Source organism: Kribbella sp. NPDC004875, assembly GCF_042873375.1.
Taxonomy (GTDB): domain Bacteria; phylum Actinomycetota; class Actinomycetes; order Propionibacteriales; family Kribbellaceae; genus Kribbella.
The window spans coordinates 987,359-1,004,102 of record NZ_JBIALI010000003.1 but is presented as its reverse complement, the minus strand read 5'-3'; the positions used below and the strand labels follow the sequence as shown (position 1 = coordinate 1,004,102).

Sequence of the window (16,744 nt, the reverse complement as noted above, 5' to 3'; positions counted from 1 at the left end):
GGGGGGCGAAGCCCCGCCGGGCGGGGTCTGGGGGTTGCACCCCCAGAAAACACGACGGGCGATCCAGGTCGACGCTTTCCGTCGACACAGATCGCCCAGATCGTCCGCGCCCCCGGCAGGATTCGAACCTGCGCACCCGCCTCCGGAGGGCGGTGCTCTATCCCCTGAGCTACGGGGGCTCAGGAACGTGGTGAACAGTAGCAGGAAGTTCATCCAAATCCCGAATTGGGGTGACCGTCGGCGTGCTAGAAACCTGAGATGCGCAAACTGGGGATCTCTCTCGTTCTCGTGCTAGCCGCCCTCCTCCTGCCCACCCAGGCCCACGCCGTCGCCGGATGGCACGTGGTGGGCTCCGACAACGCCCGTCCGCTCGACGAGAGTCAGGGCCTCGCCACGGTCACCCGTGACGGCTCCACGCAGTACCGCTACACCGGGGTCGGGACGATTCCGGCCGACCTCTTGGTGCGTGGCTGGAACCACGTCGGCGACCCGGGGTCGTCGCAGGGCTGGTACGTCGAGCCGTACCAGCGGGACGACCGCAACGGGAAGCTGTACCGGGTCCAGTCGCCGAGCGGCGCGTGGGCGAACTACGTGCACGCGCTCGAGTCGTGGGAGGCGAACAACAACAGCTTCGCTGCCGTCTCGCCGGACGTGCGGTGGATGGTGACGGGGGAGTGGGGCACGATGGACCGCCTGCTCGTCCTGCCGATGCCCGGTGTGGCCGCCACGGACCCGGGCAAGAACCTCCCGTACGCCGCGGCGGTCCGCCTGGATCACCCGGTGCGCGACGTCCAGGGCTGTGACTTCGTGACTGCCACGCAGCTCCTGTGCTCGTCCGACGACCCGGACGGCAGCCTGTTCGGTACGACGAAGCCGCTGCTCCAGGTGGACCTGTCCGCGCCGGTCGGCTCCAGCGACGTCACCGGCCACGTCACGTCACTCGGGCAGCTCCCGCTGCGGAGTGCCTGCTCGGGGCAGTTCGAGGTCGAGGGGCTCGACTACTACGAGTACGACGGGACGCTCCGGGTGGTCGTGATGTCGCCGGGTGCCTGCGTGGGGATCGACAGCAAGACGTACCGCCTCCAACGGTGAGGACCGGTTCCAGGATCACCCTGAGTGAACCCTGGAACCCCGGTGCGGCGGGAGCAGTTCCGCGGTAGGCGCCGTCATAGTGGACGTAAGCCCAACAGCGGAAAGGAAACAGGTACTCCTCATGGCTAGCTCTCTGGTCCGCCCGTCTCACGATCGCTGGATCGGCGGTGTCTGCTCCGGACTCGCTCGCCGGTTCGGTATCTCGCCCAACACGATGCGGCTGATCTTCGTGGTCAGCTGCCTGCTGCCCGGCCCGCAGTTCCTGATCTACATCGCGCTCTGGATCATCATGCCGTCGGAGCGCTGACCCCGGCGGTCGGCCGTCCGGGCGCCACGTGGCAACCTGGCTCTCCATGAGAGCAGGTACGTGGCGCCGGGCGGCCCTGACGGCCGCTCTGCTCCTCGCCAGTGGTGCGGTCGGCGGCTGCCAGGTCGGCCCGGCGCCGCCCGCGGCCGCTGATCTGCGGACCGGTGCGCCACCGTGGGACGCGCCCCGGGACGCGGTCTCCTACATCGACAAGGCCGGATTCGAGCGGCTCCCGCTGGACTTCTCCGGCCCGTCCCCGTACACGCTGAACATCGCGGTCACCGTCGACGGCAAGCCGGTGCAGGTGGCGGCCGGGATCGGCGTCGACCGCCTGCGCGCCCAGCAGGCCGCGGTCCACACCCACACCACCGACGGCGTGGTCTGGGTCGAGTCCAAGACCGCCGCCGAGCAACCCACGCTCGCCCAGTTCTTCACCCTCTGGGGCATCCGGTACGACGCCAACTGCCTCGCCGACGCCTGCCAGACCCTGAAAGTCACCGTCGACGGCAAGCCGGCCCCCTGGAACACCCCGCTCACCCGCAACACCCACATCACCGTCACGGCCCGTCACTGAGCCCGGCCGGGAACCACGAACTGCTCGACCAGTGGCAGTTCCGGGGGAGTGCCGCCGTACCGGGCTGTGGATGGTGAGTCAAGGGTTTGGGTGCAGGCCCATTAGGCTGAGCCGGTGACTCCGGAACAGCTCGCTGCGAAGATCCTCCAGGCCCTGGCCGCGCTCGCCGACGACGGCACCATCACCGTCGAGGGCGGGCTGCCGCGCGAGCTGAAGGTCGAGCGCCCCAAGAACCCCGAGCACGGGGACTACGCCACCAACGTCGCGATGCAGCTCGGCAAGCGCGCCGGGCTGAATCCGCGGCAGTTCGCCGAGCTGCTGGCCGCCCGGCTCCGCGACGACGAGGCGATCACCGCGGTGGAGATCGCCGGGCCGGGTTTCATCAACCTGCGGGTCGCGGCGGATGCCCAGGGCAAGGTCGCGCAGGCGATCCTGGACGCGGGCCCGGCGTACGGCACCAGCGACAGCCTGCACGGCCGGACGATCAACCTCGAGTTCATCTCGGCGAACCCGACCGGACCGCTGCACCTCGGCCACACCCGCTGGGCCGCCGTCGGCGACGCGCTGGCCCGGGTGCTGACCGCGGCCGGCGCGAGCGTGAGCCGTGAGTTCTACATCAACGACCGCGGCAACCAGATGGACAAGTTCGGCGCCAGCCTGCGGGCGGCCGCGCACGGCGAGCCGATCCCCGGGGACGGGTACCACGGGGAGTACATCCTCGACCTGGCCAAGCGGATCGTCGCCGAGGTGCCCGGGATCACCGAGCTGCCCGCCGACGAGCAGGTGATCGCCTTCCGCGAGGCGGGGTACGAGCGGCAGCTCAAGGAGCAGCAGGAGCAGCTCGAGCACTTCCGGACCAAGTTCGACGTCTGGTTCTCCGAGCGCAGCCTGCACGAGCAGGACGGCGTACCGCACGCGATCCAGAAGCTCCGCGACCAGGGCCACCTGTACGAGTCCGACGACGCGCTCTGGATGCGGACGACGGACTTCACCGACGACAAGGACCGGGTGCTGATCCGGTCCAACGGCGAGCCGACGTACTTCGCCTCCGACGCGGCGTACTACGTGAACAAGCGCGAGCGCGGGTTCGAGACCTGTATCTACCTGCTCGGCGCCGACCACCACGGGTACGTGAACCGGCTGAAGGCGATCGCCGCCTGCGCCGGTGACGACCCCGAGCACAACATCGAGATCCTGATCGGCCAGCTGGTGAAGATCCTCAAGGGTGGCGAGGAGATGCGCCTGTCCAAGCGGGCCGGCACCATCGTCACGCTCGCCGAGCTGGTCGAGGAGGGCGGCGTCGACGCGCTGCGCTACACGCTCTGCCGCTACCCGGCCGACTCGCCGCTGACCCTGGACATCGAGGAGATGACCCGCCAGGCCAGCGAGAACCCGGTGTTCTACGTGCAGTACGCGCACGCCCGGCTGGCCTCGATCCTGCGGAACGCCGACGAGCTCGGCATCAAGCTGGACGAGTTCGACCCGGGCCTGCTCAGCCACGAGCGCGAGGGCGACCTGCTCCGCGCACTCGCCGAGTTCCCGCGGGTGGTTGCCACCGCCGCCGAGCTGCGCGAGCCGCACCGGATCGCGCGGTACCTCGAGGACACCGCGTCGGCGTTCCACAAGTTCTACGACAGCTGCCGCGTGCTGCCGCGCGGCGACGAGGAGGTGGAGCCGGTGCACAAGGCTCGCCTGACCCTGGTCTCCGCGACCCGGACCGTGCTCGCCAACGGGCTCGACCTGCTCGGCGTCTCCGCACCGGAGCGGATGTGAGGGCGCACGAGGCGGGCGCCCTGCACGCCCAGAACGGCAACCGCGTCCCGGCCTGGCTGCTGACCCCGCACGACGTCAACGACCTGGTCCCGCAGCTGTGGTCGTCGACCGCGAAGAAGTCCGCCGAGGGGTCGCTGACCGTCGGCGGTGTCGACCTGCGTGACCTGGTCGCCGAGCACGGCAGCCCGGCGTACGTGCTGGACGAGGACGACTTCCGGGCCCGGGCGCGGGCGTTCAAGCACGCCTTCAAGGACTTCGACGTCTACTACGCCGGCAAGGCCTTCCTCTGCACGACCATCGTCCGCTGGGTGCTGGAAGAGGGCCTGAATCTCGACATCTGCAGCGGCGGCGAGCTGGCCGTCGCGCTGCGCGCGGGCGCGGACCCGAAGCGGCTGGGTTTCCACGGCAACAACAAGTCGGAGTCCGAGCTGGCCCGGGCGCTGGACGCCGGGGTCGGCCGGATCATCGTCGACTCGCAGTACGAGATCTCCCGGCTGATCGAGCTGGCCCGCGAGCGCCGTACCACCGCGCCGGTGATGATCCGGGTGACGGCCGGCGTCGAGGCGCACACCCACGAGTACATCGCGACCGCGCACGAGGACCAGAAGTTCGGCTTCTCGATCACCTCCGGCGCGGCCTTCGAAGCCGTTGCCCGGGTCAACGAAGCGCCGGAGCTGGAGCTTCTCGGCCTGCACTCGCACATCGGCTCGCAGATCTTCGACTCGTCCGGGTTCGAGGTGGCCGCGAAGCGCGTGATCGCCTTGCACGCAAGGGTTTCCGACGAGCTCGGCGTCGACATGCCGGAGCTCGACCTGGGCGGCGGTTTCGGGATCGCGTACACCACCCAGGACGACCCGTCCGACCCGGCGCAGCTGGCCACCGAGATGGGCAAGATCGTCGAGCACGAGTGCCGGGCGTTCGGCGTCGAGGTGCCGAAGGTCTCGATCGAGCCGGGGCGCGCGATCGTCGGTCCGGCGGTGTGCACGGTCTACTCGGTCGGCACCGTCAAGGAGGTCGAGCTGGACGCCGGCGCCTCCCGGACCTACGTGTCGGTCGACGGCGGCATGAGCGACAACATCCGCACCGCCCTGTACGACGCCGACTACTCCTGCACGCTCGTCAACCGGTACTCCGAGGCCGAGCCCACGCTCGCCCGCGTCGTCGGCAAGCACTGCGAGGCCGGTGACATCGTCGTGAAGGACGAGTTCCTGCCGTCGGACGTGCGACCGGGCGACCTGATCGCCGTCCCCGGGACCGGTGCGTACTGCCGGTCGATGGCCAGCAACTACAACCACGTGCCGCGGCCACCGGTGATCGCGGTCAAGGACGGCCGAACGCGTGTCGTCGTCCGCCGTGAGACCGAAGACGACCTGCTTCTCCTCGACATGGGGGCCGCCGAATGAACGCTGTGAAGGACGACAAGCCTCTCAAGGTGGGCCTGCTCGGTTGTGGTGTGGTCGGCACCGAGGTGGTGCGGATCCTGACCGAGCAGGCAGACCACCTGGCCGCCCGCGTCGGCGCCCGCCTGGAGATCGCCGGCATCGCGGTACGCCGGGCCGGGCGCGAGCGTGACATCGCGGTCGACCCCGCCCTGATCACCACCGACGCGCAGGCGCTGGTCTCCCGCGGCGACCTGGACCTGGTGATCGAGGTGATCGGCGGTCTCGAGCCCGCCCGCGGCCTGATCCTGACCGCGCTCGAGCACGGCGCCTCGGTCGTCACGGCGAACAAGGCGCTGCTCGCCGAGGACGGCCCGACGCTGTTCGCGGCCGCGGAGAAATACCAGCGCGACCTGTACTTCGAGGCCGCCGTGGCCGGCGCGATCCCGATCCTGCGGCCGCTGCGCGAGTCGCTCGCCGGTGACGACGTGATCCGGGTGATGGGCATCGTCAACGGCACCACGAACTACATCCTCGACAAGATGGACACCACCGGCGCCGGTTTCGACGAGGCGCTCGAGGAGGCCCAGGCCCTCGGGTACGCCGAGGCGGACCCGACCGCTGACATCGAGGGGTTCGACGCGGCGGCGAAGGCGGCGCTGCTGGCCAGCCTCGCGTTCCACACCCGGGTCTCGATCGCCGACGTGCACCGCGAGGGCATCACCGAGGTGTCCGCGACCGACATCGCCTCGGCCCGCGAGATGGGCTGCGTGGTGAAGTCGCTGGCGATCTGCGAGCTGGACGAGGCGACCGACTCGGTGAGCGCCCGGGTGTACCCGGCGATGATCCCGGTCACCCACCCGCTGGCCAGTGTCCGGGACGCGTACAACGCGGTTTTCGTGGAAAGCAAGGCAGCCGGGCGGCTGATGTTCTATGGTCGTGGTGCCGGCGGCGCCCCGACGGCCAGTGCCGTCCTCGGGGATCTGGTGTCCGCCGCGCGCAACCGGCTCAAGGGTGTGCCGGGGGTCGGCGAGTCGTCGTACACCCAGCGGGCCGTGCGGCCGATGGGCGACGCGGTGACCCGCTACCACGTGTCGCTGGACGTGGCCGACAAGGCCGGTGTGCTGGCGGCGGTGGCCCATGCCTTCTCCGAGCACGACGTGTCCATCCAGACCGTCCGCCAGGAAGGCCGGGGCAGTGACGCGCAGCTGGTGGTGGTCACCCACACCGCGACCGACGCCGCGTTGTCCGCGACCGTGGAGTCCTTGCGGGACATGGACATCGTCCGTGAAGTCAGCAGTGTGATGCGGGTAGAAGGCGAGTAATTCAATGGTTCACCAGCGTCGTCATCAATGGCTAGGCGTGATCGAGGAGTACCGGGACCGGCTTCCCGTTTCGGCGGACACGCCGGTGGTCACGCTCGGCGAGGGCGGGACGCCGCTGGTGGCCGCGCAGTGGCTGAGCGAGCAGAGCGGGTGCGAGGTCTGGCTGAAGGTCGAGGGCAACAACCCGACCGGCTCGTTCAAGGACCGCGGGATGACGGTCGCGATCTCGCTGGCCGCGCAGGCCGGTGACAAGGCGGTGGTCTGCGCCTCGACCGGCAACACCTCGGCCTCGGCGGCGGCGTACGCCGTCCGGGCCGGGATGCTGCCGCTGGTGGTGATCCCGGCGGGCCGGATCGCGAAGGGCAAGCTGGCCCAGGCGATCGTGCACGGCGCCAAGCTGGTGCAGATCGACGGCGGGTTCGACGACTGCCTGCGGATCGTTCGCGAGCTCGGCAAGAACTACCCGGTGGCCCTGGTGAACTCGGTCAACCCGGTCCGCCTGGAGGGCCAGAAGACCGCGGCCTTCGAGGTCTGCGACGCGCTCGGCGACGCGCCGGACCTGCACCTGCTGCCGGTCGGCAACGCGGGCAACATCGCGGCCTACTGGAAGGGTTACCAGGAGTACGCCAAGGACAAGCTCGCCACCCGGACCCCGCGGATGTGGGGTTTCCAGGCGGCCGGCGCGGCGCCGATCGTGCGCGGCGCGATCGTCGAGAAGCCGGACACCGCGGCCACCGCGATCCGGGTCGGCAACCCGGCGTCCTGGGTGCTCGCCGAGGCGGCCCGGGACGAGTCCGGCGGCCGGATCGAGATGATCACCGACGAGCAGATCCTGACCGCGCAGCGTGAGCTCGCGGCGCGCGAAGGCGTCTTCGTCGAGCCGGCCTCGGCGGCCGGTGTCGCGGGTCTGCTGCACGCGAAGGCCGAAGGCTGGCTGCCGGGTGGCTCGACCGTGGTGATCACGGTCACCGGCCACGGTCTGAAGGACATCGACACCGCGCTCGACCACGCCGCCGTCGAGGAGCCGCCGGTCACCGCGGCCGACACCGATGCCGTCGCCCGCGTCGCCGGCCTGAACTGAGATGGCCGACCCAAGGCCGGAGCCGGAGTCCGGCGGCAATCGGCGGCCCTGCGACCAGGTGCGGGTCCGGGTGCCCGCCACGAGCGCGAACCTCGGCCCCGGCTTCGACGCCTTCGGCCTCGCCCTGACCCTGTACGACGACCTCGTCGTCACCCCGGGCGGTTCCGGGGTCACCGTCACGGTGAGCGGCGAGGGCGAATCCGACGTACCGCTCGACGAGACGCATCTGGTGGTGCGGTCGATCCACGCCGGGCTCGAGGCGCTGGGTGCCCCGGTGCCGGGGTTCACGTTGCGCTGCGAGAACCGGATCCCGCACGGGCGCGGACTCGGCTCGTCGTCGGCCGCGATCGTCGGTGGGCTGGCCGCGGCGTTCGCGTTGGCCGGCGAACCGCTCGATCGCGAGCGTCTCGTCGTACTGGCGAATGCGATCGAAGGGCATCCGGACAACGTTGCAGCGGCCGCTCTCGGTGGGTTCACGATTGCTTGGACGGAAGGCGAGGCGGGCCGCGCGGTCCGGTTGGAACCGGCGGACGGAATCGCCGCGGTCGCTTACGTACCTGACAATCGCGTGCTCACCAAGCAGGCGCGCGGGTTGTTGCCAGGCGTTGTTTCCCACACCGACGCCGCGGCGAATGCCGGAAAGGCCGCGTTGCTCGTCGCCGCGCTGACCGGGCGGCCCGAGTTGTTGCTGACCGCGACCGAGGACCGGCTGCATCAGGAGTACCGCGAGCCGGCGATGCCGGAGAGTCTCGCGCTGGTGCACAAACTGCGCGGGAGTGGCCTGGCCGCGATCGTCAGCGGGGCCGGCCCGACGGTCGCCGTACTGGGTGGTCACGGCGAGAAGGGTGCAGGTCACGGCCAGTTTTTCCGTGGTACGCCGGATGCGCCGGACGGCTGGGCGAAGTACGAACTGGCGATCGATCCAGTCGGCGTACAGGTCTGGTCGATGGAAGCCGGCTAGCTCGGGGAATGGTCCGGCGCTGACACGCGTTGTAGCGGGTGAGACAGGCAGAGGACCCGCAGTGGTGCTAGTCTCGACTCACCCGATCCCCTCCAGGTGATCGGTGTGCTCTCGCCACGATCCGGGCTGTGCTCCCGGCACCCTGTGTTGTGTGGCGACCCTCCTGTGGATGTGACCTGGCGCCGCCTGCGTCGGAGATGTCCGGGGGGCTCAGATCGAGCGAGAGTCTCTTGTACCCCACGTGCCCGTTGTGCGGTCGTGGGTGGAATGAAATGTGGTCGATGAGCCTGTCGGACATCGACGATCCGTGTGGGAAGGACCTCACGTGACAGAAACTGTTGAAGCCTCCAGCGGAGCCGGTACGTCGGCCCCGGGTACCGACGCCGTGGCCACCACCACGACGCGTCGCCGGAAAGCCGGAGGCGGCCTCGAGGGCATGCTGCTCCCCGAGCTCAAGCAGCTCGCCGGGACGCTCGGCATCAAGGGCACCGGCGCACTGCGCAAGGGCCAGCTGATCGAGGCGATCAAGGCTGCTCAGACCGGCGGGTCCGCCGGTTCGGCGGGCGGCTCGACCGGCGGTTCCCGGGCGAAGGCGACGCAGCCGACGCTCGACGAGGCCGCCGAGGCGTCCGCGCCGAAGGGCGCCGAGACGCCGGCCAAGCGCGAGGGTGGCAGCCGCCGGACCCGCGCCGCGGCCCAGAAAGACGCGCCGAAGGACGCGCAGAAGGACTCCGTCGACGAGGCCCCGCAGAACCCGGGCCGCAACGGCGTCGCCGCCGAGGCAGCCGTCGAGGCGCCCGCGGCGAGGGAGACGCAGGCGGACACCGTCGCCCAGAACGGCACCCAGAACGGCACTCAGAACGGCACCACCGAGCGGGTCGAGGTCCGCGGCGACGAGCGCGCCGACGACCGTGGCGAGAACCAGGGCCGCAATCGCGACCGGAACCGGGACAACACCCGGGACGCCAACCGCGAGCAGAACCGCGACCGGAACCGCGACAACCAAGGTCGCGACAACCAGGGTCGCGAGAGCCAGGGCCGTGACAACCAGAACCGGGACAACAACCGGGACGGTCAGCGCGACGGCAACCGGGACAACCGCGGCGACCGCGACAACCGCGGCGACAACCAGCGGAACCGCCAGGACCAGAACGACCGGAACGCCGACCGGGGCGAGGAAGGCGAGGGCCGTCGCCGGCGTCGCCGGGGCCGCGATCGGGACCGCAACCGCGACGGCAGCCAGAGCAGCACCCGCGACACCGGCACCCGCAACCGCGGCCGCGGCGAGCGGTACGACGCCGAGCCGACGATCAGCGAGGACGACGTCCTGGTCCCCGCGGCCGGCATCCTCGACGTGCTCGACAACTACGCCTTCGTCCGGACCAGCGGCTACCTGCCCGGCCCGAACGACGTGTACGTCGCGCTCTCGATGGTGAAGCGCTACGGCCTCCGCAAGGGTGACGCGATCACCGGCGCGGTCAAGCAGCCGCAGGAAGGCGAGCGCAAGGAGAAGTTCAACCCGCTGGTCCGGATCGACACCGTGAACGGTGCGGACCCGGAGATCGCCAAGCAGCGGCAGGACTTCAACAAACTCACGCCGCTGTACGCGACCGAGCGGCTCCGCCTGGAGACCGAGCCGGGCATCCTGACCACCCGGATCGTCGACATCGTCAGCCCGATCGGCAAGGGCCAGCGCGGTCTGATCGTCTCGCCGCCGAAGGCCGGTAAGACGATGGTGCTGCAGGCGCTCGCGAACGCGATCACCACGAACAACCCCGAAGTACACCTGATGGTCGTGCTGGTGGACGAGCGGCCCGAAGAGGTCACCGACATGCAGCGGACGGTCAAGGGCGAGGTCATCGCCTCGACGTTCGACCGGCCGGCCGACGACCACACCACGGTCGCGGAGCTGGCGATCGAGCGGGCCAAGCGGCTGGTGGAGCTCGGCCACGACGTCGTCGTACTGCTCGACTCGATCACCCGGCTCGGCCGCGCGTACAACATCGCGGCCCCGGCCAGCGGCCGGATCCTGTCCGGTGGCGTGGACTCGTCGGCGCTGTACCCGCCGAAGCGGTTCTTCGGTGCGGCCCGGAACATCGAGGACGGCGGTTCGCTGACCATCCTCGCGACCGCGCTGATCGAGACCGGCTCGAAGATGGACGAGGTGATCTTCGAGGAGTTCAAGGGCACCGGCAACATGGAGCTCCGGCTGCGCCGCGAGTTCGCCGACCGGCGGATCTTCCCGGCCATCGACGTGGTCGCCTCCGGCACCCGCCGCGAGGAGCTGCTGATGTCCAAGGACGAGACGCAGGTCGTCTGGAAGCTCCGCCGGGTGCTGTCCGCGCTCGACGGCCAGGCCGCCCTGGAGCTCCTGATCGGCAAGCTCAAGGAGAGCAAGTCGAACATCGAGTTCCTGCTGCAGGTCAACAAGACCACCCCGTCGACCAGCGCCGGCCACAACACCACGAACGGCGACTGACTCACCCGCCGCGCCGGGGCCGCGCACCGCCGCCCGGCCCCAGCGCGGCGGCCCGCCGGCCTGATCCGTTTGAGGGGTTCACCCGTGAAACGGCCCGTTCCTGCCTTGCATCCAGGGCAGGAACGGGCCATCTCACAGGTGAACCCCTCAAACGATTCTGGTCACCAAGGACCGGCGCCGGTGGCTGGGAGTGGGCGGCCGAGGAAGGGGGCCGCTGAGGGGCCGGATTTCCGCCGGATCGACGGGTCGTGGCACACTTGATGGCTGGTTCCGGTTCACGTTCGCACCGTGCGGACGACCCGGGGCACCTGAAACCTAGGAGACTGTCTTGAAGAGCGACATCCACCCGACGTACGTGGAGACCCAGGTGACCTGCACCTGCGGCGCGACGTTCACCACCCGCTCGACGGCGGAGAACGGCGTGATCCACGCCGACGTGTGCTCGCAGTGCCACCCGTTCTACACCGGTAAGCAGAAGATTCTGGACACCGGTGGCCGGGTCGCCCGCTTCGAGAAGCGGTACGCCAAGAAGTAGCTTTCCTGCCGCGCGCCGGTTCCGCCCGTCATGGGCGGGACCGGCGCGCGGTTTCAGTTCAGTGGTCCCGAGAACAGGTCATGGGGCCTCCCGGTCTGGACTGAGGAGCGCAGGGAGCGAAGCGACTGGAGCGACGAGGGAAGACCGGGAGCCGCGCCCCATGACCACGCCGGTGCCGAAGGCCCGGCCGAAAGCAGAGGTGCGGCATGTTCGAGGCTGTTGAGACGCTGAAGGCGGAGTACGCCGAGCTGGAGCGGCAGATGGCGGAGCCGGAGCTGCACTCCGACCAGGCCAACGCCCGCCGCGTCGGTAAGCGGTACGCCGCACTGGCGCCGGTGGTCCGTACCTACGACGAGTGGCTGCAGACCGGTGACGACATCGAAGCCGCGCGTGAGCTCGCCGCCGAGGACCCGGCGTTCGCCGAGGAGGCCACCAGGCTGACTGCCCGGCGTGAGGAGCTGGCCGAGCGGCTGCAGACGCTGCTGGTGCCGCGGGACCCGAACGACGACAAGGACGCGATCCTCGAGATCAAGGCGGGCGAGGGCGGCGACGAGTCCGCGCTGTTCGCCGGCGACCTGCTGAAGATGTACCTGAAGTACGCCGAGTCGCAGAACTGGAAGACCGAGGTGCTCGACTCGGCCGAGTCGGACCTCGGCGGGTACAAGTCGATCACGGTCGCGGTGAAGGCGAAAGGCACGCCGGAGCCGGGCGAGGCGCCGTACGCGAAGCTGAAGTTCGAGGGCGGCGTGCACCGGGTGCAGCGGGTACCGGTGACCGAGTCGCAGGGCCGGATCCACACGTCCGCGGCGGGCGTCCTGGTGCTGCCGGAGGCCGAGGACGTCGACGTCGAGATCGACCAGAACGACCTGCGGATCGACGTGTTCCGCTCCTCCGGTCCGGGTGGGCAGAGCGTGAACACGACCGACTCAGCGGTCCGGATCACCCACCTCCCGACCGGCATCGTGGTCTCGATGCAGAACGAGAAGTCCCAGCTGCAGAACCGTGAACAGGCGATGCGGGTCCTGCGGGCGCGGCTGCTCGCGGCGGCGCAGGAGGCGGCCGACCAGGAGGCGTCGGACGCCCGGCGGTCGCAGATCCGTACCGTCGACCGCTCGGAGCGCGTCCGCACGTACAACTTCCCGGAGAACCGGTTCTCGGACCACCGCGTGGGCTACAAGGCGCACAACCTGGACCAGGTCCTCGGCGGCGAGCTCGAGCCGGTCATCCAGGCCCTCACCGAGGCGGACCTGACCGCCCGCCTCGAGGCCGTCGAGTCCCAGTGAGCACGAAGACGCTCGTCGCCGAGGCCGCTGCCCGGCTACGGGAGGCGGGCGTTGCCTCGCCGGACTTCGACGCCGCCGAGCTGCTCGCCTTCGTCACCGGCTCCAGCCGCCTGCACCTGCGCGAACCGTCCGCCGACCAGGAAGCCCGCTTTCAGCACCTGGTCGAACGGCGGGCAGGCCGCGAGCCGTTGCAGCACCTCACGGGTACGGCGGCCTTCCGGTACCGGGAGCTCGCGGTGGGGCCGGGGGTGTTCGTGCCGCGGCCGGAAACCGAGGTGATGGTCGGCTGGATCCTGGACCGGATCGCCGGCGTGAAGGATCCGCTGGTGGTCGACCTGTGCACCGGGTCCGGCGCCATCGCCGGGGCGATCGCGACCGAGCGGCCGGACAGCACCGTGCACGCGGTCGAGTTGTCGGCGGACGCGGTCGGGTGGGCCCGCCGGAACCTGGCCGGCACCGGTGCGATCCTGCACGAAGGCGACATCGACGGTTGCCTGCGGGAGCTCGACGGGCAGGTCGACGCGGTGATCTCCAACCCGCCGTACATCCCGTTGACGGCCTGGGAGTCGGTGACGGCGGAGGTCCGCGATCACGACCCGGCGCTGGCACTGTGGTCCGGTGACGACGGGCTCGACGAGATCAAAGTGGTTGCCGCCACCGCCGGCCGGTTGCTCGAGCCGGGCGGCTGGTTCGCCTGTGAGCACGCGGATGTCCAGGGCGAGTCGGCGCCTGCCGTCTTCGCGGCCACCGGGCTGTTCACCGAGGTCCGCGACAACTTGGACTTGGCCGGCCGCAACCGGTTCGCGACCGGCCGGAGAGTCTGACCGTCCCTACCGCAGGACGAGATCCGCGGCGAACGCCGCCGCGGCCAGCACCAGCAAGATGCCTGCGGCAACTAGATCCGCACGGCCGCCGTTCACCATCCAGTAGGCCCGGATCCGATCCATCGCGGCATACCAACCACTCGTCATCACGACACAACTTTCCTGCGAGCACCAACGGGCGGTTTTCTGTGCCCGCAGACAGAGATATCCCGTCCACACCCGCTTGAAACATCCGATGACGGGATCAGGTCCGGCCGAATCCCCGGCCCCCGGCCGGCGGTCGCGCGGAGGGCGGCCGGGCAAGGTCCTGCTCCCGGATCCGGCCGGTTCCTGGCACCGGCTGCTCCCGGCGGCTGAGGCGGCAGACGACCGGGTAGTGGTCGGCTCCGGGTAACGGGAGAACCTCGACCTCGCGGGCGACGAGGTCCCGGGTCGAGAACAGCCGGTCGATCGACCGTCCGTCCGGTGTCGTCCGGGGTGGCGGGTCGCCGAACGCGTCGACCAGTCCCAGGCCCTCGCCGAAGAACTCCCGTGGATCGGGCATGTTCAGATCCCCGGCGAGGACCGCCCGCCGCACGCCCCGGGCCGCCAGCTCCTGACGCAGGTACGCCGTCAGCTCAGCACCGGCCGCCCGGCCCGCGCCCTCGCGATAGCTGTACTCGACCCCCTCGGCGCTGCGGAACATGTGGATCGGGCAGGCCTGCCCGCCGACGATGTCCACCGCGCCCAAGGCGCCGAACTCGCCGCGCGCGACCAGGAACCCCTTCGGATGCGGGGGAAGCGGCTGACCGGTCCGCCAATGCAGGAAGTCGATCGACGGATTCGGCAGGTCGATCCGCGGCAACTCGGTCATCGGGTACGCCGACGCGATCCCCACGCCCAGCTTTCGGACCCCGGGAATGTGCGCGTCCGAGAATTCGTGCCGCAGGTACTGCGTCGTGCGTCCCGGCATCGCGGCCGCGGCGAGCCGTTCGAGCTGGTCGCCTGTGGGGTCCAACTCGGTGACGATCAGCACGTCGGGTTGCAGACCGGCCAGCGCCCGCGCGAAGTCCGCCGTACGGTCGGCATCGACGTAAGCGCCGTCGTCGTCGACGAACCGGCCGCCTGCGACGTTGGCGAAGGCGATCGAGATCATTCGTAGATCACCAGCTCGGGCCGCGGTTTCAGGGCGAGCACCTGTGGTGGGGTCATCAGGTCGCCGTGGCGGGTGTCCTCGGTGTAGAAGAGCTTGAAGCCGGCGTGGACACCCGGTGGCAGCTTCGCGGTCAGTTTGGCCCAGGTCTTGAGCTTGTCGGTGCGTGCGCCGATCCCGTCGACGGACTTGATCACCGCCACGCCCGGGTGAGGCTTGAGCGCCTTCTCGTCGCTGACGATCCGCGTGGACAGCTGGTGGAACACGAACGCCTTCTCCGGCAGGGCGTTCGCCGTCACCAGCCCCGACAGGTACGCCGCGATGCTGTCGAGTTCACCGCCTGTCGTGTGCCCGAAGACCCGGCCCGGCACCTGCGTCGGCCCGACGGCCCACTCGGGGTCGAACGCCAGCCCGACGTCGGGTTCCTTCAGCCACCGCTCGAGCCGTTTCACCTCGGGGAGGATCTTCGCGCGCCCCGGCTGGATGTCGAGCAGCAACAGCATCTTGTGCTTCCGGGCGACCGCCAGGTACTCCTCGATCGCCGAGTCCGGCAGCCGCCCGCGATACAGCCCGTCCTTGCCGCGCGAGCCCTTCGCGACGACCGTGATCAGCTCCATCACCGGCAGCGGCGTCCGGCCGCCCGCGTAGGCACGGGACAGCGTCTCCAGCTTCGCGGCCTTCGCGTCGAGGTCCTTGTCCAGCGGCCCGAGTGCGGGTGAGCCGGGCAGGCCGACGTACCCAACCAGTTGATGCTTGGGGAAGATCGTGCGGCCGCCGCGGGGCAGTTCTCCGTCGGCCGGTGGTGGTGGGGGAGTGGGGCTGGGGCTCGAGTGGGTAGTCGTCGGTGACGAGCTGACCGATGCGGGTTCGTCGCTGCAGGCCGTCACAGTCAGCAGTACTACGGCCAGCACCCCACAGACTTTCCGCATCGGTCCAGGGAAGCACACCCAGCCAGCTACCCCGCGTTTGCCTGGACGTAGGTGTCGATCTGCGACACCAGCGACTCCTTCACCGAGTCCTCCGCGAACGACTCGCGGACCGCGGTCTTCGCCAGCTCACCGGCACCGGCCGCGTCCAGGTCCAGCAGTCGCGCCGCGACGGCGTACTCGTTGGTGAGGTCGGTGCCGAACATCGGCGGGTCGTCGGAGTTGATCGTGACCACCAGGCCGGCGTCGACCATCGCGCGCAGCGGGTGGACGTCGTACGACTCGACCGCGCGGGTGGCGATGTTCGAGGTCGGGCTGACCTCGAGCGGGATCCGGTGTTCACCCAGGTAGTCGACCAGGGCGGGGTCCTGCATCGTCGACGTACCGTGGCCGATCCGCTCGGCCTTCAGCACCCGCACCGCGTCCCAGATCGTCTGCGGGCCGGTCGTCTCACCCGCGTGCGGCAGGCTGTGCAGTCCTTCCGCGATCGCGGCCTCGAAGTGCGGCTGGAACTGCGGTCGCGGTACGCCGATCTCCGGGCCGCCGAGGCCGAACCCGATCAGCCCTTCGGGACGGATCTTGGTGGCGATCCGCAAGGTCTCGTCGGCGGCCGGGAGACCCGCCTCGCCGGAGATGTCGAAGATCCAGCGCAGCACCAGGCCGAACTCCTTCTCGGCCGCGACCCGCGCGTCCTCGATCGCCTCGCAGAACGCCTCCGCCGCGATCCCGCGCACGACCGAGGTGTACGGCGTGACGGTCAGCTCGGCGTACCGCAGGTTCTGCTGCTCGGACATCTCGCGGGCGATCTCGTAGGTCAGCAGCCGGACGTCCTCGGGCGTCTTGATCAGCTCGACGACGGACAGGTAGATGTCGATGAAGTGGGCGAAGTCGCTGAACTTGAAGTACTCGGTCAGCGCGGCCGGGTCGGACGGCACCGGTGAACCCGGGTGCCGGGCGGCGAGCTCGGCGACGATCCGCGGCGACGCGGACCCGACGTGGTGGACATGCAACTCGGCCTTCGGCAACCCGGCGAGGAACTCACGCGACACAGTCATGGTCGGGATCCTAAAGAG

16 protein-coding genes and 1 tRNA gene are annotated in these 16,744 nt (G+C 70.0%); 12 read left to right on the top strand and 5 right to left on the bottom strand.

Annotated elements, in window-relative coordinates:
* Nucleotides 1-107: 107 nt before the first annotated feature.
* Nucleotides 108-179, bottom strand: a tRNA-Arg gene (locus ACFYRH_RS21865).
* Between the two features lie 79 nt (nt 180-258).
* Between ACFYRH_RS21865 and ACFYRH_RS21860 the strand changes: the two genes are divergently transcribed.
* From ACFYRH_RS21860 to prmC, 12 genes are all read left to right on the top strand, one after another.
* The gene (locus ACFYRH_RS21860; protein ID WP_387777990.1) at nt 259-1,092 is read left to right on the top strand and encodes a hypothetical protein; all 834 of its coding nucleotides are present in this window, start codon (nt 259-261) and stop codon (nt 1,090-1,092) included.
* Between the two features lie 121 nt (nt 1,093-1,213).
* Complete coding sequence (locus ACFYRH_RS21855) at nt 1,214-1,399, top strand: PspC domain-containing protein (RefSeq protein ID WP_387777987.1); 186 nt, start codon at nt 1,214-1,216, stop codon at nt 1,397-1,399.
* Between the two features lie 46 nt (nt 1,400-1,445).
* Entirely contained in the window at nt 1,446-1,973 is a 528-nt protein-coding gene (locus ACFYRH_RS21850) for a hypothetical protein (protein WP_387777984.1), read from the top strand.
* A gap of 114 nt (nt 1,974-2,087) precedes the next feature.
* Nucleotides 2,088-3,746, top strand: a complete 1,659-nt coding sequence (gene argS / locus ACFYRH_RS21845) for an arginine--tRNA ligase (RefSeq protein ID WP_387777982.1) — start codon at nt 2,088-2,090, stop codon at nt 3,744-3,746.
* On the top strand, nt 3,743-5,149 hold the full coding sequence (gene lysA, locus ACFYRH_RS21840; RefSeq protein WP_387777979.1) for a diaminopimelate decarboxylase: 1,407 nt from the start codon (nt 3,743-3,745) through the stop codon (nt 5,147-5,149). Before argS ends, lysA begins: the two co-directional genes overlap by 4 nt.
* Nucleotides 5,146-6,450: a homoserine dehydrogenase gene (locus ACFYRH_RS21835; RefSeq protein WP_387777976.1), complete on the top strand. Its 1,305-nt coding sequence runs from the start codon at nt 5,146-5,148 to the stop codon at nt 6,448-6,450. Before lysA ends, ACFYRH_RS21835 begins: the two co-directional genes overlap by 4 nt.
* Nucleotides 6,451-6,454: 4 nt before the next feature.
* Complete coding sequence (gene thrC / locus ACFYRH_RS21830; RefSeq protein WP_387777973.1) at nt 6,455-7,531, top strand: threonine synthase; 1,077 nt, start codon at nt 6,455-6,457, stop codon at nt 7,529-7,531.
* A gap of 1 nt (nt 7,532) precedes the next feature.
* Nucleotides 7,533-8,492, top strand: coding sequence for a homoserine kinase (gene thrB / locus ACFYRH_RS21825; protein WP_387777970.1), 960 nt, complete (start codon nt 7,533-7,535; stop codon nt 8,490-8,492).
* Nucleotides 8,493-8,817: 325 nt separating this feature from the next.
* Nucleotides 8,818-10,971 (top strand): transcription termination factor Rho, encoded by a 2,154-nt coding sequence (gene rho, locus ACFYRH_RS21820; RefSeq protein ID WP_387777967.1) that lies wholly within the window; start codon nt 8,818-8,820, stop codon nt 10,969-10,971.
* Between the two features lie 328 nt (nt 10,972-11,299).
* On the top strand, nt 11,300-11,506 hold the full coding sequence (rpmE, locus tag ACFYRH_RS21815) for a 50S ribosomal protein L31 (RefSeq protein WP_387777964.1): 207 nt from the start codon (nt 11,300-11,302) through the stop codon (nt 11,504-11,506).
* A gap of 206 nt (nt 11,507-11,712) precedes the next feature.
* A complete protein-coding gene (gene prfA / locus ACFYRH_RS21810; RefSeq protein ID WP_387777961.1) occupies nt 11,713-12,789 on the top strand; it encodes a peptide chain release factor 1 in 1,077 nt (358 codons plus the stop codon).
* A complete protein-coding gene (prmC, locus tag ACFYRH_RS21805; protein WP_387777958.1) occupies nt 12,786-13,613 on the top strand; it encodes a peptide chain release factor N(5)-glutamine methyltransferase in 828 nt (275 codons plus the stop codon). Before prfA ends, prmC begins: the two co-directional genes overlap by 4 nt.
* Before the next feature lie 6 nt (nt 13,614-13,619).
* Here prmC and ACFYRH_RS21800 read toward each other — a convergent pair whose 3' ends face one another.
* From ACFYRH_RS21800 to ACFYRH_RS21785, 4 genes are all read right to left on the bottom strand, one after another.
* Nucleotides 13,620-13,760 carry a hypothetical protein gene (locus ACFYRH_RS21800; protein ID WP_387777955.1) on the bottom strand — a complete coding sequence of 47 codons (141 nt, stop codon included), beginning with the start codon at nt 13,758-13,760 and terminating at the stop codon, nt 13,620-13,622.
* A gap of 97 nt (nt 13,761-13,857) precedes the next feature.
* Nucleotides 13,858-14,748, bottom strand: coding sequence for an endonuclease/exonuclease/phosphatase family protein (locus ACFYRH_RS21795; protein ID WP_387777952.1), 891 nt, complete (start codon nt 14,746-14,748; stop codon nt 13,858-13,860).
* Nucleotides 14,745-15,674 carry a hypothetical protein gene (locus tag ACFYRH_RS21790; RefSeq protein ID WP_387777949.1) on the bottom strand — a complete coding sequence of 310 codons (930 nt, stop codon included), beginning with the start codon at nt 15,672-15,674 and terminating at the stop codon, nt 14,745-14,747. Before ACFYRH_RS21790 ends, ACFYRH_RS21795 begins: the two co-directional genes overlap by 4 nt.
* Before the next feature lie 26 nt (nt 15,675-15,700).
* Entirely contained in the window at nt 15,701-16,726 is a 1,026-nt protein-coding gene (locus tag ACFYRH_RS21785) for an adenosine deaminase (RefSeq protein ID WP_387777946.1), read from the bottom strand.
* Nucleotides 16,727-16,744: the final 18 nt, after the last annotated feature.